This window comes from Pseudomonas sp. lyk4-TYG-107 (genome assembly GCF_030209055.1).
In the GTDB taxonomy this organism is placed as follows: Bacteria; Pseudomonadota; Gammaproteobacteria; order Pseudomonadales; family Pseudomonadaceae; genus Aquipseudomonas; species Aquipseudomonas putida_A.
This window is the reverse complement of sequence record NZ_JARVST010000027.1, coordinates 16,616-39,587: the sequence shown is the minus strand read 5'-3', so window position 1 is coordinate 39,587 and position 22,972 is coordinate 16,616. Positions and strand designations below refer to the sequence as shown.

Annotated in this window: 22 protein-coding genes; 17 read left to right on the top strand and 5 right to left on the bottom strand. The window is 59.7% G+C overall.

Features of this window, described 5'->3' with window-relative positions; all coding sequences use genetic code 11:
• Positions 1–3 precede the first annotated feature (3 nt).
• The 3 genes from trmD to QRN61_RS21610 all read left to right on the top strand — a co-directional run bounded on the left by trmD (position 4) and on the right by QRN61_RS21610 (position 1,657).
• Positions 4–756 (top strand): tRNA (guanosine(37)-N1)-methyltransferase TrmD, encoded by a 753-nt coding sequence (gene trmD, locus QRN61_RS21620; protein ID WP_003221981.1) that lies wholly within the window; start codon positions 4–6, stop codon positions 754–756.
• Between the two features lie 45 nt (positions 757–801).
• Positions 802–1,152, top strand: coding sequence for a 50S ribosomal protein L19 (rplS, locus tag QRN61_RS21615; RefSeq protein WP_003175895.1), 351 nt, complete (start codon positions 802–804; stop codon positions 1,150–1,152).
• Between the two features lie 91 nt (positions 1,153–1,243).
• Complete coding sequence (locus QRN61_RS21610; RefSeq protein WP_007908981.1) at positions 1,244–1,657, top strand: acyl-CoA thioesterase; 414 nt, start codon at positions 1,244–1,246, stop codon at positions 1,655–1,657.
• A 107-nt stretch (positions 1,658–1,764) separates the two neighbouring features.
• Here the strand turns inward: QRN61_RS21610 and QRN61_RS21605 are convergent, their stop codons facing one another.
• Positions 1,765–3,573: a cation:proton antiporter gene (locus QRN61_RS21605; RefSeq protein ID WP_285375397.1), complete on the bottom strand. Its 1,809-nt coding sequence runs from the start codon at positions 3,571–3,573 to the stop codon at positions 1,765–1,767.
• 108 nt (positions 3,574–3,681) lie between these two features.
• On the opposite strand from QRN61_RS21605, the gene xerD reads away from it, so the two are divergent.
• The 7 genes from xerD (at position 3,682) to QRN61_RS21570 (ending at position 10,987) form a co-directional block, all read left to right on the top strand.
• Positions 3,682–4,578, top strand: a complete 897-nt coding sequence (gene xerD, locus QRN61_RS21600) for a site-specific tyrosine recombinase XerD (RefSeq protein ID WP_007967784.1) — start codon at positions 3,682–3,684, stop codon at positions 4,576–4,578.
• A gap of 313 nt (positions 4,579–4,891) precedes the next feature.
• A complete protein-coding gene (gene dsbC, locus QRN61_RS21595; protein WP_007967782.1) occupies positions 4,892–5,623 on the top strand; it encodes a bifunctional protein-disulfide isomerase/oxidoreductase DsbC in 732 nt (243 codons plus the stop codon).
• 131 nt (positions 5,624–5,754) lie between these two features.
• Entirely contained in the window at positions 5,755–7,059 is a 1,305-nt protein-coding gene (locus tag QRN61_RS21590; protein ID WP_007908972.1) for a homoserine dehydrogenase, read from the top strand.
• A gap of 66 nt (positions 7,060–7,125) precedes the next feature.
• Positions 7,126–8,535, top strand: a complete 1,410-nt coding sequence (gene thrC, locus QRN61_RS21585) for a threonine synthase (RefSeq protein WP_027610971.1) — start codon at positions 7,126–7,128, stop codon at positions 8,533–8,535.
• A 119-nt stretch (positions 8,536–8,654) separates the two neighbouring features.
• Positions 8,655–10,019, top strand: a complete 1,365-nt coding sequence (locus tag QRN61_RS21580) for a transporter substrate-binding domain-containing protein (protein ID WP_150370340.1) — start codon at positions 8,655–8,657, stop codon at positions 10,017–10,019.
• A gap of 116 nt (positions 10,020–10,135) precedes the next feature.
• Positions 10,136–10,543 carry a response regulator gene (locus tag QRN61_RS21575; protein ID WP_183785710.1) on the top strand — a complete coding sequence of 136 codons (408 nt, stop codon included), beginning with the start codon at positions 10,136–10,138 and terminating at the stop codon, positions 10,541–10,543.
• A 162-nt stretch (positions 10,544–10,705) separates the two neighbouring features.
• Positions 10,706–10,987, top strand: a complete 282-nt coding sequence (locus QRN61_RS21570) for a DUF3509 domain-containing protein (protein ID WP_027610974.1) — start codon at positions 10,706–10,708, stop codon at positions 10,985–10,987.
• A gap of 175 nt (positions 10,988–11,162) precedes the next feature.
• Here the strand turns inward: QRN61_RS21570 and QRN61_RS21565 are convergent, their stop codons facing one another.
• Positions 11,163–12,143 (bottom strand): TIGR02285 family protein, encoded by a 981-nt coding sequence (locus QRN61_RS21565; RefSeq protein WP_502942643.1) that lies wholly within the window; start codon positions 12,141–12,143, stop codon positions 11,163–11,165.
• Positions 12,070–13,269 carry a CaiB/BaiF CoA transferase family protein gene (locus tag QRN61_RS21560; RefSeq protein ID WP_095138297.1) on the bottom strand — a complete coding sequence of 400 codons (1,200 nt, stop codon included), beginning with the start codon at positions 13,267–13,269 and terminating at the stop codon, positions 12,070–12,072. Before QRN61_RS21560 ends, QRN61_RS21565 begins: the two co-directional genes overlap by 74 nt.
• A gap of 146 nt (positions 13,270–13,415) precedes the next feature.
• Here QRN61_RS21560 and QRN61_RS21555 point away from each other — a divergent pair, with 146 nt between their 5' ends.
• From QRN61_RS21555 to QRN61_RS21540, 4 genes are all read left to right on the top strand, one after another.
• Positions 13,416–13,958: a YaeQ family protein gene (locus QRN61_RS21555; RefSeq protein WP_003222001.1), complete on the top strand. Its 543-nt coding sequence runs from the start codon at positions 13,416–13,418 to the stop codon at positions 13,956–13,958.
• 55 nt (positions 13,959–14,013) lie between these two features.
• Positions 14,014–15,723, top strand: coding sequence for a single-stranded-DNA-specific exonuclease RecJ (recJ, locus tag QRN61_RS21550; RefSeq protein WP_183785716.1), 1,710 nt, complete (start codon positions 14,014–14,016; stop codon positions 15,721–15,723).
• A gap of 268 nt (positions 15,724–15,991) precedes the next feature.
• Complete coding sequence (locus QRN61_RS21545) at positions 15,992–17,098, top strand: NADH:flavin oxidoreductase/NADH oxidase (protein ID WP_096795213.1); 1,107 nt, start codon at positions 15,992–15,994, stop codon at positions 17,096–17,098.
• Positions 17,099–17,180: 82 nt separating this feature from the next.
• Complete coding sequence (locus QRN61_RS21540) at positions 17,181–17,714, top strand: GNAT family N-acetyltransferase (protein ID WP_097086377.1); 534 nt, start codon at positions 17,181–17,183, stop codon at positions 17,712–17,714.
• Between the two features lie 159 nt (positions 17,715–17,873).
• Here QRN61_RS21540 and QRN61_RS21535 read toward each other — a convergent pair whose 3' ends face one another.
• Positions 17,874–19,502, bottom strand: a complete 1,629-nt coding sequence (locus tag QRN61_RS21535) for a glucan biosynthesis protein D (RefSeq protein WP_103485374.1) — start codon at positions 19,500–19,502, stop codon at positions 17,874–17,876.
• A gap of 392 nt (positions 19,503–19,894) precedes the next feature.
• Here QRN61_RS21535 and QRN61_RS21530 point away from each other — a divergent pair, with 392 nt between their 5' ends.
• Positions 19,895–20,080, top strand: a complete 186-nt coding sequence (locus QRN61_RS21530) for a hypothetical protein (protein ID WP_003222012.1) — start codon at positions 19,895–19,897, stop codon at positions 20,078–20,080.
• A 49-nt stretch (positions 20,081–20,129) separates the two neighbouring features.
• Here QRN61_RS21530 and QRN61_RS21525 read toward each other — a convergent pair whose 3' ends face one another.
• Positions 20,130–20,636: a BRO-N domain-containing protein gene (locus tag QRN61_RS21525; RefSeq protein ID WP_285375382.1), complete on the bottom strand. Its 507-nt coding sequence runs from the start codon at positions 20,634–20,636 to the stop codon at positions 20,130–20,132.
• A 439-nt stretch (positions 20,637–21,075) separates the two neighbouring features.
• Here QRN61_RS21525 and QRN61_RS21520 point away from each other — a divergent pair, with 439 nt between their 5' ends.
• Both QRN61_RS21520 and QRN61_RS21515 read left to right on the top strand, forming a co-directional pair.
• Entirely contained in the window at positions 21,076–22,329 is a 1,254-nt protein-coding gene (locus QRN61_RS21520) for an AAA family ATPase (RefSeq protein WP_285375380.1), read from the top strand.
• A 2-nt stretch (positions 22,330–22,331) separates the two neighbouring features.
• Positions 22,332–22,958 carry an RloB family protein gene (locus QRN61_RS21515; RefSeq protein WP_285375377.1) on the top strand — a complete coding sequence of 209 codons (627 nt, stop codon included), beginning with the start codon at positions 22,332–22,334 and terminating at the stop codon, positions 22,956–22,958.
• The last annotated feature ends 14 nt before the right edge of the window (positions 22,959–22,972 follow it).

Here is a 22,972-nt window from a genome sequence, read left to right as displayed (position 1 = left end):
GCAATGGCCAGCCTGCGCGTAGACGTCATAACGCTGTTCCCCGAGATGTTCTCGGCCATCAGTGAGTACGGCATTACCAGTCGTGCGGTCAAACAGGGGCTGTTGCAGCTGACCTGTTGGAATCCGCGGGATTACACGACGGATCGGCATCACACTGTGGACGATCGCCCGTTTGGCGGTGGTCCGGGCATGGTGATGAAGATCAAGCCCCTGGAAGATGCTCTGGTTCAGGCCAAGGCAGCAGCCGGGGAGGCGGCGAAGGTGATTTACCTGTCCCCCCAAGGCCGTCAACTGACTCAGTCGGCGGTACGCGAGTTGGCAAAATCGGATGCATTGATCCTGATTGCCGGCCGCTATGAAGGCATTGACGAGCGCTTTATTGAGGCTCATGTCGATGAAGAGTGGTCGATTGGTGACTATGTACTGTCTGGCGGCGAGCTGCCGGCCATGGTCATGATCGATGCGGTTACACGACTGCTGCCCGGAGCTTTAGGGCATGCGGATTCCGCTGAGGAAGATTCCTTTACGGATGGTCTGCTGGATTGCCCGCACTACACCCGACCTGAGGTGTATGCGGATCAGCGTGTTCCCGACGTGTTGCTAAGTGGCAATCACGCGCATATCCGGCGTTGGCGTTTACAGCAGTCCCTTGGTAGGACCTATGAACGACGCGCCGATCTTCTGGAAAGCCGCTCGCTTTCTGGAGAAGAGAAGAAGCTGCTCGAGGAATACATCCGCGAGCGGGACGATAGTTAACAACGTATCGATGGTAGATCAGTTGATTTACCTTAGGAGCACAGCATGACCAACAAAATCATCCTTGCACTCGAAGCAGAGCAGATGACCAAAGAAATCCCTACCTTTGCCCCAGGCGACACCATTGTCGTTCAGGTGAAAGTGAAGGAAGGCGATCGTTCCCGTCTGCAAGCGTTCGAAGGCGTTGTCATCGCCAAGCGTAACCGCGGCGTGAACAGTGCGTTCACCGTTCGTAAAATCTCCAACGGTGTTGGCGTAGAGCGTACTTTCCAGACCTACTCCCCGCAGATCGACAGCATGGCTGTCAAACGTCGCGGTGACGTACGTAAAGCCAAGCTGTACTACCTGCGCGACCTGTCGGGTAAAGCAGCTCGCATCAAGGAAAAACTGGCTTAAGTCCAGCTTCCGATGCAGAAAAAAGCAGCCTACGGGCTGCTTTTTTGTTGCCTGTAATTTATCCACAGCATTTTTGTTTCAGGCCAGAACCATGACCACCCGCGACCAGGAAATCCAGCGCCGTACCGAACTCTCGGTAACCCGCGTGACCAAAGCCGTCTTCCCGCCGACCACCAACCACCACAACACCCTGTTCGGCGGCACCGCGCTGGCATGGATGGACGAAGTGTCGTTCATCACCGCCACCCGCTTCTGCCGCCTGCCGCTGGTGACTGTTTCAACCGACCGCATCGACTTCAACCACGCGATCCCGGCCGGCTCCATCGTCGAACTGGTCGGTAAAGTGATCAAGGTCGGCAATACCAGCCTCAAGGTCGAGGTGGAAGTGTTTGTCGAGAGCATGAGTTGCGATGGCCGCGAGAAGGCGATTCATGGGCAGTTCAGCTTTGTCGCTATTGATGATGACAAGCGGCCGGTGCCGGTGCTGCCTGGGTTTGCAGCCTGATCTGGAACCGAGTCGCGCCATTCGCGAGCAGGCTCGCTCCCACAGGCTTTGTGTCGGACACAATTTCCGATCACTGTGGGAGCGAGCCTGCTCGCGAATGCGTCAGCTCAGGCGCTGCTGCTCTCAGGCTGAATCAACGCCAACAACGTCCACCCGGATCCCGGTTTCAAAACGGTCTCCGGCGTCACCACATGCACCCAGCCGCTGTCATCGCGCATGAACAGCAGCGTCGCCCGATTGCCATGCAATGCCTGGTAATCCTCCCAACCGAAACCGTCCGTCAGCGTCGTGCTGTAGACCTCGGCGCCGTTGCTGATCAGGCTGGCCAGCTTGGCGTAGGTCAGCGCCTCGCTCCCCAGCTGATTGCCGCGATGTTCCAGGCTTGCCCGATGCTTGTCACTGCGACGACTTTCCTGACCACTGGCCAGACCAAACAGGCGTTGATGACCAAAGTCGTGTCGAAAACGCATCGCCGCCAGGGTGTTCAGTTCGCCCGACGGCGATAGCGCCAGCAGATGCCCCAGCCCCACCAGATCAAGATGCGCATCGGCATGCTGTGAAGCCGGGTTGCCAAAGTACGTCGGCAAACCCTCCATGCGCGCCGCACGAATGTTTTCCCAACTCGAATCGGTCAGTAGCACCCGGCTGCCCAGCTGCTGCAGCGACTTGCCCAGCAGGCGCGCCGGGCCGTTGGCGCCGACGATCAGGAAGCCGCTCGGCGCCGGTTCAGCGACGTTCAGCAAGCGTGCCAGTGGCCGAGCGGTTGCACTTTGCAGCACCACGGTGCCGATGATCACCGCGAAAGTCAGCGGCACCAGCAGCAGCGCACCTTCGTGCCCGGCTTGATCCAGACGAATCGCGAAAATCGCCGACACCGCCGCCGCCACGATCCCGCGCGGGGCGATCCAGCACAGCAGGGCGCGTTCACGCCAGCTCAGGCTAGAGCCGGCAGTGCTCAACAGCACGTTCAGCGGGCGCGCGATCAGTTGAATCACCAGCAGCAGAATCAGCACCAGCGGCCCGAGGCCGATCAGGGCATGCAGGTCCAGCCGCGCCGCCAGCAGAATGAACAACCCGGAAATCAGCAGCACGCTGAGGTTTTCCTTGAAGTGCAGGATGTGCCGCACATCCACGCCCTTCATGTTCGCCAGCCACATGCCCATCAGCGTCACCGCCAGCAGGCCGGACTCGTGCATCACCTGATTGGATGCAATGAAGATCCCCAACACCGCCGCCAGCGAGGCGAGGTTATGCAGGTACTCGGGCAACCACTGGCGCCGGATGATGGTGCCCAGCACCCAGCCGCCGACCACCCCGAATACGCTGCCGCAGACAATCACCCCGCCGAAGGTCAACAGGCTCTGTTCGAGGCCGTTGCCCTCGGAGCGGGCGATGATGAAGCTGTAGACCACCACCGCGAGCAGGGCGCCGATCGGGTCGATGACGATGCCTTCCCAGCGCAGGATGTTGGCGATCGAGGCTTTCGGCCGCACCACCCGCAGCATCGGCACGATCACCGTCGGGCCGGTCACCAGCGTCAGGCTGCCGAACAGGATCGCCAGCAGCCAGTCGAAGCCGAGCAAGAAGTGCGTCGCGACGGCGATGACCACCCAGGTGACAAGCGCACCGAGAGTCACCAGCCGATGCACGACACTGCCGATCTCGCGCCATTCCGACAGGTGCAGGGTCAGACTGCCCTCAAACAGGATCAACGCTACCGCCAGCGACACCAGCGGCATCAGCAACGGGCCGAACATTTCCTGCGGGTCGAGCCAGCCCAGCACCGGCCCGGCGAGAATCCCGGTCAGCAACAGAAACAGAATCGCCGGCAGCTTCAGGCGCCACGCCAGCCACTGGCAACCCAACGCAGCGACGCCGATCCCGCCAAATGCCAAGAGAATTTGCTGCTCGTTCATTGAAGCTCCCTGTTCCTTGAAATTGCGGGCTATGAAAGACTAGCGGCCATTCCTACAGTTCACTCTACATTTGCGCACGGCCCCGGAGGTTGTGTGTCTTGAGCGCCCATGCCTGCCATCGACCATCCACTGATTGACCAATTCCTCGACGCCCTGTGGCTGGAAAAAGGCCTGTCCGACAACACCCGCGGCGCCTACCGCAGCGATCTGGCGCTGTTCAACGGCTGGCTGCAGGAGAAAAACCTCGAGCTGATCAATGCCGGTCGCGAGTTGATCCTCGATCACCTGTCCTGGCGCCTGGAGCAGAACTACAAACCGCGCTCCACCGCCAGATTTCTCTCCGGTGTACGTGGCTTTTATCGCTATCTGCTGCGGGAAAAGCTGATTACGGTCGATCCGACCTTGCGCGTCGACATGCCGCAACTCGGTCGGCCGTTGCCCAAATCGTTGTCGGAAGCTGACGTCGAAGCGCTGCTCAAGGCGCCGGATCTGAGCGAAGCCATCGGCCAGCGTGACCGCGCCATGCTTGAGGTGTTGTATGCCTGTGGTCTGCGGGTGACCGAACTGGTCAGTCTGACGCTGGAGCAGGTCAACCTGCGTCAGGGCGTGTTGCGGGTGATGGGCAAGGGCAGCAAGGAGCGGCTGGTGCCGATGGGCGAGGAGGCGATTGTCTGGGTCGAACGCTACATGCGCGATGGCCGCAGCGAGCTGCTCGGCGGACGGCCCAGCGATGTGCTGTTTCCCAGCCAGCGCGGCGAGCAGATGACCCGCCAGACTTTCTGGCACCGGATCAAGCATTGGGCCAAGGTCGCCGGGATCGGCAAGTCGCTGTCGCCGCACACTTTGCGTCATGCATTCGCCACGCACCTGCTTAACCACGGCGCCGACCTGCGGGTGGTGCAGATGCTGCTGGGGCACAGTGACCTTTCCACTACGCAAATCTACACCCACGTCGCCCGCGCGCGGTTGCAGGACCTCCATGCCAAACACCACCCAAGAGGCTGATGCAACCTTCAATGTTGGAGTCATTACCTGTGGTGAGGGGATTCATCCCCGATGGGCTGCACAGCAGCCCCAAAAACTTTGGGTTTAATAAAAACACCAAAGTATCCATTTACGACCGCAGCGCCTGCATCGGGGATAAATCCCCTCACCACAATAATGTGTGCCAGTCAGCCTTGAGTGTCTTGTGTCAGGCGCATTCGGCCATGCGAGCCTTATGTGGTAGGCTTTGCCGGTTTGCACGATGGACGGTTATGACCCGGTGTTCCGGCACGGGCGTTCTGACCGTTTCATTTGTCCGCCTTCAGGAGTTCTCATGCGTCTGACCCAGATTTTCGCCGCCGCAGCCATTGCGTTGGTCAGCACCTTTGCCGTCGCCGATGACGCGGCCGACAAAGCCATTCGTCAAAGCCTGGAAAAACTCGAACTCGAGGTTCCGGTAGAAAGCATCAGCGCCAGCCCGTTGCCGGGCATGTATGAAGTCAAGCTCAAGGGCAGCCGCGTGCTGTACGCCAGCGCCGACGGCCAGTACATCGTTCAGGGCTACCTGTTCCAGCTCAAGGACGGCAAACCGGTCAACCTGACCGAGAAGACCGAACGCCTGGGCATCTCCAAACTGATCAATGCCATTCCAGTGGCCGAAACCGTGGTGTATCCGGCGGTGGGCGAAACCAAATCGCACATCACCGTGTTCACCGACACCACCTGCCCGTACTGCCACAAGCTGCACGCCGAAGTGCCTGAGCTGAACAAGCGCGGCATCGAAGTGCGTTACGTGGCGTTCCCGCGTCAGGGCCTCGGCTCGCCGGGTGACGAGCAACTGCAAGCCGTGTGGTGCTCGACCGACAAGAAAGCCGCCATGGACAAAATGGTCGATGGCAAGGAAATCAAGGCCGCCAAGTGCGCGAACCCGGTTTCCAAACAGTTCGCTTTGGGTCAGTCGATTGGCGTGAACGGCACACCGGCTATCGTTTTGGCCGACGGACAAGTCATTCCGGGCTACCAGCCGGCGCCACAAGTCGCCAAACTGGCGCTGGGCGCCAAGTAATTCGCATCGTCACGGTCAGCCTTTGACGATCATGGTCCGGCGGTAACTTCGCCGGGCCATTAATAGAGAGCCGCGAACACGCGGTTGTTTTCCGGCCGACCTTGCGTCGGCCGTTTCATGGGGAGTTCACAGTGAATCCGGTCAAAGTAGGCATCTGTGGGTTAGGGACCGTCGGTGGCGGTACCTTCAACGTACTTCAGCGCAACGCCGAGGAAATTGCTCGTCGTGCCGGGCGTGGGATCGAAGTGGCACAAATTGCCATGCGCACGCCAAAGCCTCAGTTCCAGACGACCGGTATTGCGATTACCAACGATGTCTTCGAAGTGGCCACGAACCCTGAGATCGACATCGTCATAGAGCTGATGGGCGGCTACACCGTTGCCCGCGAGCTGGTACTCAAGGCCATCGAGAATGGCAAGCATGTGGTCACCGCGAACAAGGCACTGATCGCCGTTCACGGTAATGAGATTTTCGCCAAGGCACGCGAGAAAGGCGTGATCGTGGCATTCGAAGCGGCCGTGGCCGGTGGCATTCCGGTGATCAAGGCGATCCGTGAAGGCCTGTCCGCCAACCGCATCAACTGGGTCGCCGGGATCATCAACGGCACCGGCAACTTCATCCTCACCGAAATGCGCGAGAAGGGTCGCACCTTCGAAGACGTGCTGGCCGAAGCGCAAGCGCTGGGCTACGCCGAAGCCGATCCGACCTTCGACGTCGAAGGCATCGACGCCGCGCACAAACTGACGATTCTGGCTTCCATCGCGTTCGGCATTCCGCTGCAATTCGACAAGGCCTACACCGAAGGCATCACCAAGCTGACCACCGCTGACGTGAACTACGCCGAAGCGCTGGGCTACCGCATCAAGCACCTCGGTGTGGCGCGCAGCACCGCTGCCGGTATCGAGCTGCGCGTACACCCGACGCTGATCCCGGCCGATCGCCTGATCGCCAACGTCAACGGCGTGATGAACGCCGTGATGGTCAACGGTGACGCTGCCGGTTCGACCCTGTTCTACGGCGCCGGTGCCGGCATGGAGCCGACCGCTTCGTCGGTGATCGCCGACCTGGTGGACGTGGTTCGCGCCATGACGTCCGATCCGGAAAACCGCGTGCCGCACCTGGCCTTCCAGCCGGACTCGCTGTCGGCGCATCCGATCCTGCCGATCGAAGCCTGCGAAAGTGCCTACTACCTGCGCATCCAGGCCAAGGACCATCCGGGCGTACTGGCTCAGGTGGCGAGCATCCTCTCGGAGCGCGGCATCAACATCGAGTCGATCATGCAGAAGGAAGTCGAGGAACACGACGGTCTGGTGCCGATGATCTTGCTGACCCACCGCGTGGTCGAGCAGCGTATCAACGATGCAATCGCCGCCCTCGAAGCCCTGGCCGGCGTGAATGGTCCGGTTGTGCGGATCCGCGTCGAGCACCTGAACTAAGTCGTTGTCCTGCAATGGCCCCGTGAAAGGGGCCACTGTTGTGCACACTCTCCATTGGAGTCAGTCATGCGTTACATCAGTACCCGCGGCCAGGCACCGGCCCTGAATTTCGAAGACGTCCTGCTGGCCGGTCTGGCCACCGACGGCGGTCTGTACGTCCCGGAAAACCTGCCACGTTTCACCCAGGAAGAAATCGCTTCCTGGGCCGGCCTGCCGTACCACGAGCTGGCTTTCCGCGTGATGCGCCCGTTTGTCACCGGCAGCATCCCGGACGCCGATTTCAAAAAGATCCTCGAAGAAACCTACGGTGTGTTCTCGCACAGCGCCGTTGCGCCGCTGCGTCAGCTCAACGGCAACGAATGGGTGCTCGAGCTGTTCCACGGCCCGACTCTGGCGTTCAAGGACTTCGCCCTGCAACTGCTCGGTCGTCTGCTCGATTACGTGCTGGAAAAGCGCGGCGAGCGCGTGGTCATCGTCGGTGCTACCTCGGGTGACACCGGTTCGGCCGCCATCGAAGGCTGCAAGCACTGCGAAAACGTCGACATCTTCATCCTGCACCCGCACAACCGTGTGTCCGAAGTGCAGCGTCGGCAGATGACGACGATTGTCGGCGAGAACATCCACAACATCGCCATCGAAGGCAACTTCGATGACTGCCAGGAAATGGTCAAGAACAGCTTCGCTGACCAGAGCTTCCTCAAGGGCACGCGTCTGGTGGCGGTGAACTCGATCAACTGGGCGCGGATCATGGCCCAGATCGTCTACTACTTCCACGCAGCCCTGCAGCTGGGCGGCCCGGCGCGTTCGGTGGCGTTCTCGGTGCCGACCGGCAACTTCGGCGACATCTTCGCCGGTTACCTGGCGCGCAACATGGGCTTGCCGATCAACCAGTTGATCGTCGCCACCAACCGCAACGACATCCTGCACCGCTTCATGAGCGGCAACCAGTACGTCAAGGAAACCCTGCACGCCACGCTGTCGCCGTCGATGGACATCATGGTTTCGTCGAACTTCGAACGCCTGCTGTTCGACCTGCACGGTCGTAACGGCGCGGCGATTGCCGGGCTGATGGATTCGTTCAAGCAGGGCGGTGGTTTCAGCGTCGAGCAAGAGCGCTGGACCGAAGCCCGCAAGCTGTTCGACTCGCTGGCCGTGGATGACGCGCAAACCTGCGAAACCATCGCCGAAGTCTACGCGCAGTGCGGCGAAGTGCTGGATCCGCACACCGCCATTGGCGTCAAGGCCGCCCGCGAATGCCGTCGCAGCCTGGACATCCCGATGGTGATTCTGGGCACTGCACATCCGGTGAAATTCCCGGATGCCGTGGAGAAAGCGGGTGTAGGAAAAGCTCTCGAACTGCCTGCACATCTTTCTGATTTGTTTGAGCGAAACGAGCGCTGCACCGTTCTGCCAAACGAGCTGAAAGCCGTACAGGCCTTTGTCAGCCAGCATGGCAACCGTGGCAAGCCGCTGTAAGTCGAAAAAGCTGTCACATTTTGAAGCCCGTCTCCTGACGGGCTTTTTTGTTTCTGCTGCCACACTGCTCGGGTTTTCGCCCATGAAGGACGGGTGAGTCGATCACGAAGGAAGTGGCAATGCTGTTTGAAAGAGGATGGAAACACGCCCTGAAGCGGGTTTTTCTGCTGTGCCTGTTGGTTGGCTGGCGCGTGGGCGTTGCGGCGCATCTGGCGCATGATGAAGAGCAGTTAAACATCGGCACCGTTGTGCTGAATGAAGCAGAGCGGCAATGGGTTCGCGATAACCCGACGGTGATCGTGGCGGCGGAGCAGTACCCGTTGTACCTGTTTCTGGATGAGCATGGTCATTGGAGCGGCTTGAACAATGATGTGCTCAAACGCATCAGCGCCATGACCGGGTTGCAATTCGTTTACCGGGAGTCGTTTTCCACCGCGCAGATGCTCGAGCGCCTGGAAACCGGTGCCGCAGACATGAGCACGACTCTGGCGATGAATGATGAGCGCCGTTTGAGTCTGGATTTCAGTCATGCCTTTGGCGGTGCCGGCTGGGTATTTGTCGGCCGCGCCGGCGAGCCTGGAGTGCAATCGCTGGAGCAGTTGGCCAAACGGGTGCTGGTGTTGCCGGGTCGGCATGCGCTGGAGGGGGTGATCCGACGCGATTATCCGTCCATCGAATTACGTTCGGTGAAAACCTATGCCGAGGCACGGGCGCTGGTCGAAAGCGGTGAGGCCTATGCCACCATCGAAAACGAAATCGGTGCGCAGCTCTATCCCTCAGGCTTGCTGAAGGTTGGCGAATTGCTGGAGGGAAAATGGGAGGCGGATCTTCTGGCCGTGCGCAAGGGTCAGCCGCAATTGCTGAGCATCCTGAACAAGGCGCTTGAAGCGTTCCCGGCTTCCGAACTGCGGGCCATTCGCCTGAACTGGCTGGGCGGCATCGGGCCGAAACCAGCTGCTGCGGGCTGGCAACACTGGTCCCGTTTGGGCTACTGGGGTGTGTTTGTGGTGGGGGCTTTTTGTGGGTTGTCGCTGTTATGGCATCGGCGAATGGCGGCGCTGATCAAACAGCATCGAGACGTGCAAAGCCAACTCGGTGATCAATTGGTCTTCCAGCGCGCGCTGATAGACGCCATGCCTGACCCGGTGTTCGTTCGCGACCTGGAAGGGCGTCTGATCCTCTGTAACAAAAGCTACGAAGAGGCGTTGTCGATCCGCTTTGAGCAGGTGCAGGGGTGCCGCTTGATCGACGTCGATGCCCTGCCGCGTGCCACCGCCGGCATGCTGCATGAGGAGTTCATGATTCAGCTGAGAACCCGCCGAACCCGCTTCAGCAGACGTCGCCTGCAATTCAAGCAGGGTAATCGCGAAATCTATCAATGGACGGTGCCGTTTTACTGCGCCAGTGGGGAGTTGCGAGGCTTGCTCGGCGGGTGGACGGACATCACCCGGCGTGATGCGGCAACGACGGGACATCCGCATTGATATAGGGAAATTTCCTATATCACGCGCTTCCTTTTCCGATGGGGGACTGAAGGAGGCTGCCCTAAAGTGGGCAGCAACTGCGGACGAGTCCGCGATTGCCGTTTCAGAGGTCGTCCATGCGCTCGCTCAAAGTACTGATTCTCGAACCCGATCCTTATCGAATGATGGCGTTGCACCAGATGCTCAATGCGGTCGGTATCTACGACGTGCTGACAGCGCCGTCGCTGGCGTCAGCAAAGTGCTCGCTGGAGCGCCGCACCCGGGTCGACATAGCGATTTGCGATCCGCAACTGCGCGGGGGAGAGGGCCTGGCGCTGATCCGTCATCTGGTGGCCGGGCGGGAAGCGCGGGCGCTAATCCTGCTGGGGCGTGTGGCACCCGGCCTGCTGAGTGATCTCGAAAGCCTGCTTCACCAGCAGGAGCTGAAACTCCTGGGGCGTTTGCAAACGCCGGTCTCGGCCGTGCTGATGCGCGGGCTGCTGGACAGCTACCTGCAAGCGGCAACCCATCCGGCGGGGGCTTGAGACGACGGTTATGTTTCTGTCATCTTCACCGTGCATGCTCTGACAGACCGCTAACTGCTCCGGGAGCAGCGCGGTATTCAGAACTTTCTTCTCGGGCCGGTGGTCATTTATTGTGAACACGCCCCAGGCACAATGTTTTCGGACTATTGAGTGGAGATCGAGATGGAAAGTATCAGTCTATTGCTCGGTGAGGCTCTGAGCCCGTATCAGGTGACGTTGACTCCGTGTGGCGCCCATGGCGAATGCCTGGTGACGCTGAAGAACAGCAACGGCGCCCTCGTGGTGGAGCGCGAATTCAATCAGGCGCAGTTGAGCGACAAACGCCTGCTGACAGATGTGGTTGACGGTTTGCACCGTGACGTCCTGATCGCCGAAGGGCGGCTGGAGCCCTGTGTGATTGCGGCCTTGCGCAATGCGGCGCTGGATAAGCGTGCGGCCCTGTAAAGATGAAATATTTTTTGTGGGAACCTTCCTGCATCCCCGTCAGTCAGACCCCGTAACAGCAGGATCAAGCATTGTGCTCCGGTGCTTGTCGCTTGCTGCTACGGGTCTTTAAGCAGACCGCGTTTAACCCCGAGTTGTCTCCCCACTGCTCGGGGTTTCTTTTTGCCCGCAGGTTTTACTGCGTGGCCTGTTGCTCGAAAAAAATCCGCGCCTGTTGCAGATAATCCGTGCGCATTTCGGGGTCCAGCCAGTCGGCATACGACTGGTTCAGTTGCTCGTGGGGCAGGGTACGCAGCAGTTGGTTGATCTCACTGATCGCCTGACGGCCCTGAGGAGTATCGGAACACCCGACAAAGCCAGACAGATACTTGCCGGTGCCGCGAATCGGAAAGAACACCAGTTGGTCTTCGGCAATTTGCGCCTGCTGCGCCTGATAGCGGATCTCCGGCCAGTAACCCAGCACCACTTGCAGACGCCCCAGGCGCTGCATCGACAGCAGGCTGCTCAGGGCGTCGTTGCCATAATGCGGCGTCAACGCACCGCCGGGAGCCTGCTTGAGCAGACTGTCGAGATACTCGCCGTAACTGCGTTCCGCGACAACTCCGACCTTGATCTCGCCATTGGCCAGAAATGCCGGCAGATCGACTTCATCGTCGATCAGGTACGGCGCCAGTACGTCGCGATCCTTCTGACGCACCACCAGACCATTACTGACAGCGCGAAACGCCGGGATAGAGAAAGTGATCCATTGCGTGCGCTCCTTGCTCCAGATCAGCGACGGATCGCAGGTAAAGGACGGCTCGTGCAGCATCTGCATGCCGCGGGCGCGATTGACCCGCATCAGCGTGTGTTCGTATTGCGGCATGCCGGCGATCAGCATCGGCATCAGTTGATCGATGACGCCCTGGCCCTTTTTCGGGCCTTCGAAGATGGTCAGGGGCGGCAGGTCGCGCAGCAACCAGACCAGCGTGGGCTTCGCTTGCGCCCAGGCGGGCAGGGCGAGCAGAAACAACAGGCCGAACAGCCGCCACGTCCACCAGTGGTGGGCGCGGTTGGCGTCCGATGTCTGCCGATGTTTCAGCTTAGATAGCTCCGTCTGCGCGCAACCGGGCGATCTGCTGTTCGTCGTAGCCAAGATCGTGCAGTACCTGCGCATTGTGTTCACCGAGCTGCGGCCCGACCCATTCGGAAGTGCCCGGTGTCTCAGAGAGTTTCGGCACGATGCCCGGCATCTTGAAAGGCTTGCCGTCCGGCAGTTTCGCCTGCAGGAACATCTCCCGGGCGAGGTACTGCGGATCGCTGAACATGTCCTCGGCACTGAAGATCCGGCTGGCCGGCACTTCCGCCTGATTGAGCAGGTCGAGCACGCTTTGCAGCGGCAGCGAATTGACCCAGCGGTCGATCACGCCATACAACTCGTCGCGGCGACTGTCGCGCCCGTCGTTGCTCGCCAGTGTCGGGTCGTTGGCCAGATCCTCGCGGCCGATGATCAGCATGAAACGCTTGAAGATTGCGTCGCCATTGGCACCGATCTGCACATGCTTGCCGTCGGCGCTGGTGTGGATCGATGACGGCGTGATGCCCGGCATGATGTTGCCGGTGCGCTCTCGGATGAAGCCGAACACGTCGAACTCCGGCACCATGCTTTCCATCATGGCGAAAATCGCCTCGTACAACGCGACATCGACCACTTGGCCGAGACCGCCGTTGACCTCGCGGTGACGCAGCGCCATCAGCGCGCCGATCACGCCCCACAACGCGGCAATCGAGTCACCGATGGAGATCCCGGTGCGCACCGGTGGCCGGTCTTCGAAGCCGGTGATGTAGCGCAAGCCGCCCATGGACTCGCCGACTGCGCCAAAGCCCGGTTGATCTTTCATCGGCCCGGTCTGGCCGAAACCCGAGAGGCGCACCATCACCAGCTTCGGGTTCAGCGCATGCAGGGTTTCCCAGCTCAACCCGAGTTTTTCCAGCACGCCGGGGCGAAAGTTCTCGATCAGGATGTCAGCTTCGCCCAGCAGTTTTTTCAGGATCGCCAGGCCCTCGGGGTGCTTGAGGTTCAGGGTCAGCGACTTCTTGTTGCGCGCCTGGACGAACCACCACAGCGAGGTGCCTTCATACAATTTGCGCCACTTGCGCAGCGGATCACCGCCGTCGGGCGATTCGATCTTGATCACTTCGGCGCCGAACTCGCCGCAAATGCGCGAGGCAAACGGCCCGGCAATCAACGTACCCAATTCAATGACTTTCACACCGCTGAGCGGTTTGTTGGCGAACGGCATACTGAATCCTGTAGGACAAGGCTGAGCGGATACAGCGTTTTAACATAGCCGGCTGTCAGACGCCGCAGGTTGATCGCCATCAATTCGATGATTGCCTACGGCATCGGTTAGACTTGCCGACTTTCCTCGTATCAAGAAGCCCGTTCATGGCCCAGCCGTCTACCACGTACAAATTCGAACTGAACCTCACTGACCTCGACCGCAGCGTCTACGAGAGCGTCAAGCAGACCATCGCCCGTCACCCTTCGGAAACCGAAGAGCGCATGACCGTGCGGCTGCTGGCCTACGCCCTCTGGTACAACGAACTGCTGTCATTCGGCCGTGGTCTGTCGGACGTGGATGAACCTGCACTGTGGGAAAAAAGCCTGGATGACCGCGTCCTGCACTGGATCGAAGTCGGCCAGCCAGACGCTGATCGCCTGACCTGGTGCTCGCGTCGCACCGAACGCACCAGCCTGCTGGCCTACGGCAGCCTGCGCGTGTGGGAAGGCAAAGTGGTGCCGGTGGCGAAGAACCTGAAAAACGTCAACATCGCCGCCGTGCCGCAGGAAGTACTGGAAACCCTGGCCAAGGACATGCCGCGCGTGATCAAGTGGGACGTGATGATCAGCGAAGGCACGATCTTCGTCACTGACGACCGTGGTCAGCACGAAGTCCAGCTGGAATGGCTGGCCGGTGAACGCGGCTGATCCTGCGCCGCTTACTGATTAATCCCACGTATTCAAGAGAAGTTTCCGTTAGCCCATGCGTATTGATCCTCGACCGTTGCCTGCCACGCTGCCGTTTCTCGGTGACCTGCCACCTTTGCTGACCCGTTTGTACGCGGCGCGGGGCGTGCAATCCGAGGCGGAGCTGGATAAAAGTCTGGCGCGGCTGATTCCGTTCCAGCAGCTCAAGGGCATCGAGGCGGCGGTGGATCTGCTGGTGACGGCGCTGGAGCAGCGTCAGCGGATTCTGATCGTCGGTGACTTCGACGCCGATGGCGCGACGGCCAGTACGGTCGGCGTGCTTGGCTTGCGTCTGCTGGGCGCGGCGCATGTCGATTATCTGGTGCCGAATCGCTTCGAATACGGCTATGGCCTGACCCCGGAAATCGTCGAGGTTGCCCTGGCGCGCGAGCCGCAGTTGCTGATCACCGTCGACAACGGCATCTCCAGCGTCGAAGGCGTCGCCGCCGCCAAGCGCGCGGGGCTGAAAGTCTTGATCACCGACCACCACTTGCCCGGCGATGAACTGCCGCTGGCCGATGCGCTGGTCAACCCGAACCAGCCGGGCTGCGAGTTTCCGAGCAAGGCGCTGGCCGGGGTCGGGGTGATTTTCTACGTGTTGATGGCCTTGCGCGCGCGCCTGCGCAGCCTTGGCTGGTACGAGAGCAAGCCGCAGCCGAACATCGGTGAACTGCTGGATCTGGTGGCGCTGGGCAGCGTTGCCGACGTGGTGCCGCTGGACGCCAACAACCGGATTCTGGTGCATCAGGGCCTCGAGCGGATTCGCGCCGGGCGTGCACGACCGGGGATCAAGGCAATTCTTGAAGTGGCCAAGCGTGACGCGGCGCGAATCACTTCCACCGACCTTGGATTTATCGTCGGCCCGCGCCTGAACGCGGCGGGGCGCCTGGACGACATGAGCCTCGGGATCGAATGCCTGCTCACTGCCGACGCCAATCTGGCGCGGGAAATGGCCGCGCAACTGGACGGCATGAATCAGGATCGCAAATCCATCGAGCAGGGCATGCAGCGCGAGGCGCTGGCCCAGCTCAAGGACTTGCCGGTGGAATCGATGCCGTTCGGCCTGTGCCTGTTCGATCCCGAATGGCACCAGGGCGTGATCGGCATTCTCGCCTCGCGCATGAAAGAACGTTATTTCCGCCCGACCATTGCCTTCGCCGATGCCGGTGACGGTTTACTCAAGGGCTCGGGGCGTTCGGTGCAGGGTTTCCACATTCGCGATGCCCTCAGCGTGGTGGCGGCGCAGCATCCGAACCTGATCGCCAAGTACGGTGGCCACGCGATGGCGGCCGGTCTGACCTTGCCGCAAGAGAATTTTCCGCTGTTCGCCGAGGCTTTCGATGCCGAAGTGCGTCGGCAACTTCGTGAAGAAGACCTGACCGGGCGCATGCTTTCGGATGGCACGCTGGCGGTCGAGGAATTCCATCTGGAACTGGCCCGCGCCCTGCGCCATGCCGGGCCTTGGGGCCAGCACTTCCCGGAGCCGCTGTTCCACGGTGTGTTCCAGTTGGTCGAGCAACGGGTGGTCGGCGAGCGCCATCTGAAAGTGGTGCTGAAAAGCGAGTGCGGGTCGGTGAAGCTGGATGGCATCGCTTTCGGCATCGACCGTGATGTCTGGCCGAACCCGACCATTCAGTGGGTCGAGCTGGCCTACAAGCTCGACGTCAACGAGTTCCGGGGCAACGAGACGGTGCAACTGATGATTGCCCACATCGAACCGCGCTGACGCCATTCGCGAGCAGGCTCGCTCCCACAGGCACGGTGTTGACTTTGTGGGAGCGAGCCTGCTCGCGAAAGTACCCTTTCACACACTGAATCACTCTGAACCCTCCCTCATCCCCGGTTGTCGACTAGGCTCTAAGCACTGCTTGATTGGCCTTGTGACGTCTGTCGAATGTTTTGCCCGCGGGGGCGGGTGCTGCACCTTTTTCCTGTCACTCGTCGACTTTTCAAACAGAACCCTGGAGCCTGCCCACTGATTTGAGAGGTGCCCCATGAGTCTGCTGCTCGAACCCTTTACCCTTCGCCAACTGACCCTGCCCAACCGCATCGCCGTGTCGCCGATGTGCCAGTATTCCAGCGTCGACGGTCTGGCCAACGACTGGCATCTGGTGCATCTGGGCAGCCGCGCGGTGGGCGGTGCCGGCCTGATTTTTACCGAGGCCACGGCGGTCACCGCCGACGGGCGAATCACCGCTGAAGACCTCGGTTTGTGGAACGACGAACAGATCGAACCGCTGCAACGCATCACCCGCTTCATCACCGCTCAGGGTGCGGTTGCTGGCGTTCAACTGGCCCATGCCGGGCGCAAGGCCAGCACCCATCGGCCATGGATAGGCAAACACGGCAGCGTCAAACCGGAGGATGGCGGCTGGATCCCGGTCGGGCCGTCACCGATTGCCTTCGACCCGCAACACACGCAACCCAAGCAGCTGGATGAAGGGCAAATCGCCGAAGTCATCCAGGCCTTCGTTGCTGCGGCCAAACGCGCGTTGACCGCAGGTTTCAGCGTGGTCGAGGTGCATGCCGCCCATGGTTATCTGCTGCATCAGTTTCTGTCGCCATTGAGCAATCAGCGCCGCGATCAATACGGTGGTTCGTTCGAAAACCGTATTCGGCTGGTGTTGCAAGTCACCGAGGCCGTGCGCGAGGTCTGGCCACAAGAGTTGCCGGTGTTTGTCCGGGTGTCGGCCACCGACTGGGTCGAAGACGGCTGGAACCCGGATGAAACCGTGGAACTGGCGCGCCGCCTCAAGGCATTGGGAGCGGATCTGATCGACGTCTCTTCCGGTGGTACCGCCGCCAACGCCGAGATTCCGGTGGGGCCGGGTTATCAGACGCGCTTCGCCGAACGGGTGCGCAAGGAGTCCGGCATCGCCACCGGCACCGTCGGCATGATTACCGAGCCGGCGCAGGCCGAGCACATTCTGCGCACCTGTCAGGCCGACATCATCTTCCTCGCCCGCGAGCTGCTGCGTGACCCGTACTGGCCGCTGCATGCCGACGATGATCTGGGCGGGCGCAAAGCGGTATGGCCGGCGCAGTATCAGCGCGCGACGCATCGTGATCAGCCGATTCACGAATCCGATCTGCGCGATTGATTTCAAACCGGCGCAACGTCTATAAACCCGCCATTGAACCGGCGGGTTTTTTCTTGCCTGCCATTTGCCAAGGAAGTCGAGCATGTTGATCGAGCGAGAACTGACCGAACACGACTTGCCGCTGCTGGCGCAGATCGACCGCAGTGAGCTGGTTGAAGAATGTTATCGGCTGGAAAACGGTGAATTGATTCTGTATCCGGTGCATTTCGACATGCGTGGCTGGCCGGAAGGAGAAGCTGAGGAAAACGCGCTGGCGCTGGAGAAGTGCTTGCGGCGCGGTGGCTGGTTGTACGGGGTTTTCGATGGGCAGGCGCTGGTCGCGGCGGTGGTTGTGGATAACCGGGTTATTCACAATCAGGGGTTGAGCATGCGCCAGTTGAAGTTTCTGCACATCAGCCGTGATTACCGCGGGCAAGGGCTGGGGGCGAAGTTGTTTGCGCTGGCCTGCGAGCAGGGCCGGCGATTCGGTGCCGAGGCGTTGTATGTTTCAGCGACTGAGTCGCGCAACACTGTGGAGTTTTATCAGAGACAGGGTTGCCGGTTGGTTGATCAGGCGGATCCAGAGTTGTTTGATCAAGAACCCAGAGACATTCATCTGTATTGCCCACTGACCTGACGCAGTTTCTTCAATAACCGATGTTGAATGTTCTGACGCATTCGCGAGCAAGCCCGCTCCCACCCTGGTTCTGTGTCGGTCGCAAACTGTGTGATCGACCGGGATCCAGTGTGGGAGCGGGCTTGCTCGCGAAGAGGCCCTTACAGGCGCCTCAAATCATCAAGGATATTTGCGCTTGTCCGGCGCCGGCGGGAAGTACTGGTACAGCCAGGTCTCGCTCAATGTGCGGTCATTGGTGCGGATGAACAGGCGCAGTTCCACCGGATCGACGCTGTCGCTGGTCGGGTACCAGTCGAACAGGATCCGGTAACCCTTGATGTCATCGAGCACCAGCACGCTGAAGTCCTGCACCTTGCCGTTGGAGCAGGTGACCACCGGTTCGATCCCGGTGCCCTGCGGCAGGCGATCGAGACCGCCACCGGTGAAGTCCACGGCAAAACGTCGGGCCCAGACCGGTGGGTAATGCTCGCCTGGTGCCCAGCCTTCGACGAAACCACCCATACCCGACCGGGTCGCATGCACCCGCGCCAGCGGCGTGCCGACCGGTGGCAGGGCGCTCCAGTAGAGCTTGTAGCCATAGTTCAGCGAGTCGCCGGCAGCCACTGGCTTCTTCGGCGTCCAGAACGCGACGATGTTATCGAGCGTTTCGCCGGTGGTAGGAATTTCCAGCAGATCGATGGAGCCTTCGCCCCACGCGGTTGTAGGCTCGACCCACAGGCTCGGGCGTTTGCTGTACCAGTCGACGGTGTCCTGATAGTTGGCGAACTCGTGGTCGGTCTGCACCAGACCGAAGCCCTTCGGATCGGTGTCGGCGAACGCGTTGAACTGCAGGGTCGCCGGGTTGTTCAGCGGACGGCAGATCCACTCGCCGTTGCCGCGCCACATCGCCAGGCGATCGGAGTCGTGGATCTGCGGGTGAATGGTGTCGCACATGCGGCGTTCGTGGGTGCCGCAGCTGAACATGCTGGTCATCGGTGCGATGCCCAGTTGTTCGATAGCGGTACGGGCGTTGATGTGGGCGTCGATCTCCATCACCACGCGCTCGGCCTGGCAATCGATGTCGAAGCGGTAGGCACCGGTGGCGCTCGGCGAGTCGAGCAGCGCATAGACCACAAAACGCGTGGCGTTCTGATCCGGGGTCTCGAACCAGAATTTAGTGAAGTCCGGGAATTCTTCGCGCTTTTTCGCGTAGGTGTCGACGGCCAGGCCGCGAGCGGAGAGGCCATATTGGCCAGTCGCATCCACCGCGCGGAAATAACTGGCGCCGAGGAACGACACCACGTCATGGCGATCCAGCTCCGGCGCCTTGAACAGCTTGAAGCCGGCAAACCCCAGGTCGCCCTTGAGCTGCTGGGTGTCGACCGAGGTGTTCTCGTAGTTGAACAGCGTCGGGCGGAAATGCACTTCGCGGGCGGTGCGGGTCTTCGGATCGACGCTGTACATGCGCACCGGCTGGCGGAAACCCATACCGACGTGGAAGAACTGCACGTCCAGCTGACCCTTGTTTTCTTTCCACAACGAATGATCGCCGTCGTAGCGGATCGCGTTGAAGTTCTGCGGGGTCATGGTCGCCAAAGTCGGCGGCAGCACCTGTTTGCTGTCCTGATAGGCCGTTCCGGCCAATTGCTTGGCTTGGCGCTTCAGCGCTTCGAAGTCGAAGGCCTGCGCTTCACCATCGGCGGCGCCACCATTGGCGGCCCAGGCACGGGCGGCCAGCAGGCCGGAAGCCGAGAGACCGGTGTAAGCCGCAATGGCCATCGACGCTTTGAGCAAATTCCTGCGGTGCATAAATACAACCTGTCGTGAGCAATCCCGCGCCGTTCCTGGCACGTGCTGGATCAGAAATTACGGTTCGGACAAGCCTTCGGCCAAACGCAACGGACTATAAACAGATGCCGGCTAGCTTAAACGGTTCGCTCGCCGAGCAAAATTCGTTGATTCACAGTGACAGAGTGTCAATGAAACAAGACATGTCGGTTAAAAATCTGACAGGGCGTTCTGATTTATGCGGCATATCTGCTTTTTTCGACTAATTACTCTAAAAACCGCTTTTCAGCGCCGATTTAATTTCTATTCTATGGGCATGACCGGTGTTGACCGGTAGGGCACACGGCGCTGCTGTAAGGGGCAGGGCGATGTGGTGGTTTAGCAATTCTTTGAAGTATTGAAGGACATCGTCCATGGCAAAAATACAAGGTATCGCCGAAATGCTCGGCATCTTTCCCTGCCTCGGCAGCGGCCGCAGAAGGCGTCGATTGAGTTCTGAAGAGCTGAAGCTGGTGGAGCGTTATCGCGAGTTGTCGGAGAGTGACCGGATTGCGATGCGGTATCTGGTGGATGCGATGCGGAGTGTTTCGCGGTTTTGAGTGGAAATAAAAAGGGGCGGACTGAAAGGTCCGCCCCTTTTTATTTGGATCAGCTACACGTTCCCAGGACTGGATACGGCCGCTGGCCGCGCATCAACTCCGGCACATCCCGCCATTTGACCCACGCCTGCTGTTGCCAGTGCAGCAGCGGTACGGTAACGCCTGCCCAATGCATTGAGCTCAAGCTCGGGTGGTTTTCCACAGGGCTTGATTGAGTTTCGCGCAGCATCGGGATGACTTCATGGCTCAGCCATTGGCGCAGGTGTCGGTTTTCCGGGACGAAGTGATGGACGAGCAGGGCGAACAGGCCGGACTCGCTGACCATCGCGCAATCGATGATTTCCCCGTCCCGACGCAGGAGGACATGGCGACGCTGGTCGGGATCGAGTTTCAGGGTGAGACGTTCGTTCAGGGGGTAACCCATCAAGCGACCGAGATCTTGCACGCAGAACCAGGCTTCGTGGTCTTGCATGAAGGCGTGGAGGAAGCGGTTGTGGCGGGTGAAGACGGTGGGGGCAAAGTGGGTCGACGATGAGTTTTGGATTTGTGCAGACATGTAGTGACTTCCGATTTGAGCAGGAAAGTCGCCATCAACTCTTCGACAAGTTGGGTGGCGAACCGTATGGCGTTCGAAGTCGGGATACTTCCAGTCAAACACGGAAAAGCCAGAAGGCCCGCGCCACACGGCCCGCCATAAAGCAAAACTGAAGCTACGACTGCCACAGTTCAATGGAGGGCATGCAAGCACCGCGTTGACAGTTTCCGGCTTCGACCCCGGGTCGCTGATTTGGCAGCGACGGGATAAAGCCTATCGGTCAGGCGCTTGCGGCGACAAGTCTACTCTGTGGACGCGCAGCGTAGGAAATTGGGCTTTTTGGGGGAGGCTGTGTCTGTAGGAAATGCCTGTTTTTACATTGCTTGCAGCCAGGCTGCGTCTGAGGCGCGTTTTTTCATTTATTTATGGAGATTCATGCAACGAACTGCAGGTTTTATCCATGCTGATCGAATTTTCCGTTTCCAATTACCGCTCGTTCCGGGACAGGCAAACGCTGTCCATGGTCGCGAGCCCTCGGCTGAGCAAGGCGCGAAACGTCTTCAGCGCCGGCACGAGCACTGAAAAGCTCCCGGACCTGCTCAAGGTCGCCGCCATTTACGGACCCAACGCTTCTGGCAAATCGTCGCTCATTCGCGCAATGGGCATCGTCGGCAGATTGCTGGCGACACCCGCAGGCATCCATGGCGACGTACTACCGGTTGCATCCTTTCGCTTTGACGAGATGCTAAGAGAAGCGCCCAGCGTTTTTGAATACGACTTTGTTCAAAGCGGGTTGCGTTATCGATTTGTGCTCGCGTTGACAGCGCAGCGCATTGTCCATGAACAATTGCTCTGTTATCCAAAAGGAAAGGAAACCTTGCTGTATAACCGTCAAGTTGATTCCCTCGGTGAGCATTACACCTTTGGGAAAGCCCTTGAAGGCGGTAAGAACGTGCATTGTGCGTGGCGGCGTTTGACCAGTCCCAGGATGCTGTTTATTGCACAGGCCGTTACCCACAGCAGCGAAGAGCTGACGCAGTTGCGCGCACCATTTTGCTGGTTTCAAAGAGGTTTGCTGGTAGTCGAGCAGAGCAATATGCAGGGCCTCTCTACGGCGTCGATTCGTTTTCTGCAGATGGTTGAAAGTCATACCAGCGATCTACGTGATTTTCTCTGCGCTCTGGATATTCCGGTATCGGCGATCCAGCTCAGTTCGGAACATTCCACTGCGCTTCCAGACAATCGAAAGATGACGCTGAAAGAGTTTATTGCCGCTGCGCAGGGAGACAAATTGACCCTGACGCATGCCAGTATCTCAGGCGAGGCTGAATTCGATTTTGCCGAAGAATCGTGCGGCACCAAGAACCTGATCGGCTTCTGGTTGCCGTGGTTCATGATGAATCAGGCTGGCGGCAGCGGCGTTCTCTGTGTTGATGAGTTGAACAGCAGTCTGCATCCTGAAATCGTCGGGGTCCTGATTGGCAAACATCTGGACAGCGGACTGAATACTCAGTTGATTTTCACCACTCACGACACGCACTTGATGAATGAAAAGATTCTGCGGCGTGATCAGTTCTGGATTTCGGAGCGTGATGCATATGGCGCGACAAGTCTGTTTTCCGTTCACGACTTTGAAGGCCGGGAAAGCGAGGACGTCGAGAAGCGCTATTTCGAGGGACGCTATCGCGGGCTGCCACTGATCAGGCAGGGCTGACCATGGTGAGTTCGAGCAAGTCGTTTGATCGAAAAGCGTCACGCTTCAAACCACAGCCCAAAGTGCTGGTGCTCTGCGAGGACAGTAAGTCGGGAAAGCGTTATCTGGAGGAGGCCGCGTTTCACTTTCGGGCCCGGGCTCAGGTTGAGATCGTCCATTGCGGCGTGACACACCCGAGCGGTATCGTGGAGCGGGCGGTGATGCGGCAGAAACGCTTTGACAAGGTATTTTGTGTGGTGGATCGCGATACACATCTGTGTTTCGAGCGCGCGTTGAATACAGCCAGATCGCATCCAAAAATCTACGTTATCGCATCGTATCCGTGTTTCGAGTTCTGGCTTCTTTTGCACTTTGGTTTCAGTCGCAAGCCATTCCGGGCCGTGGGGAAAAGCTCCCCAGGTGACCTGGTGAGCAAGTGCTTGAGGACGAAACCCGACATGGCGGGCTATGAGAAGGGTAGGGACATCAGTTATTTCACTCAGTTGCTGGGTGAGCCGTTCCAGCGGGCGAGAACGCTTGCGCCGAAAGTGCTTGAGGACGTCGCCGTCAGTGGTGAGCCCAATCCCAGTACGGAAATCCATTTGCTGATGGATGAGTTCGAGACCTTATCCAGGCCGCAACTGATCTAGCACCCTGCATCGTG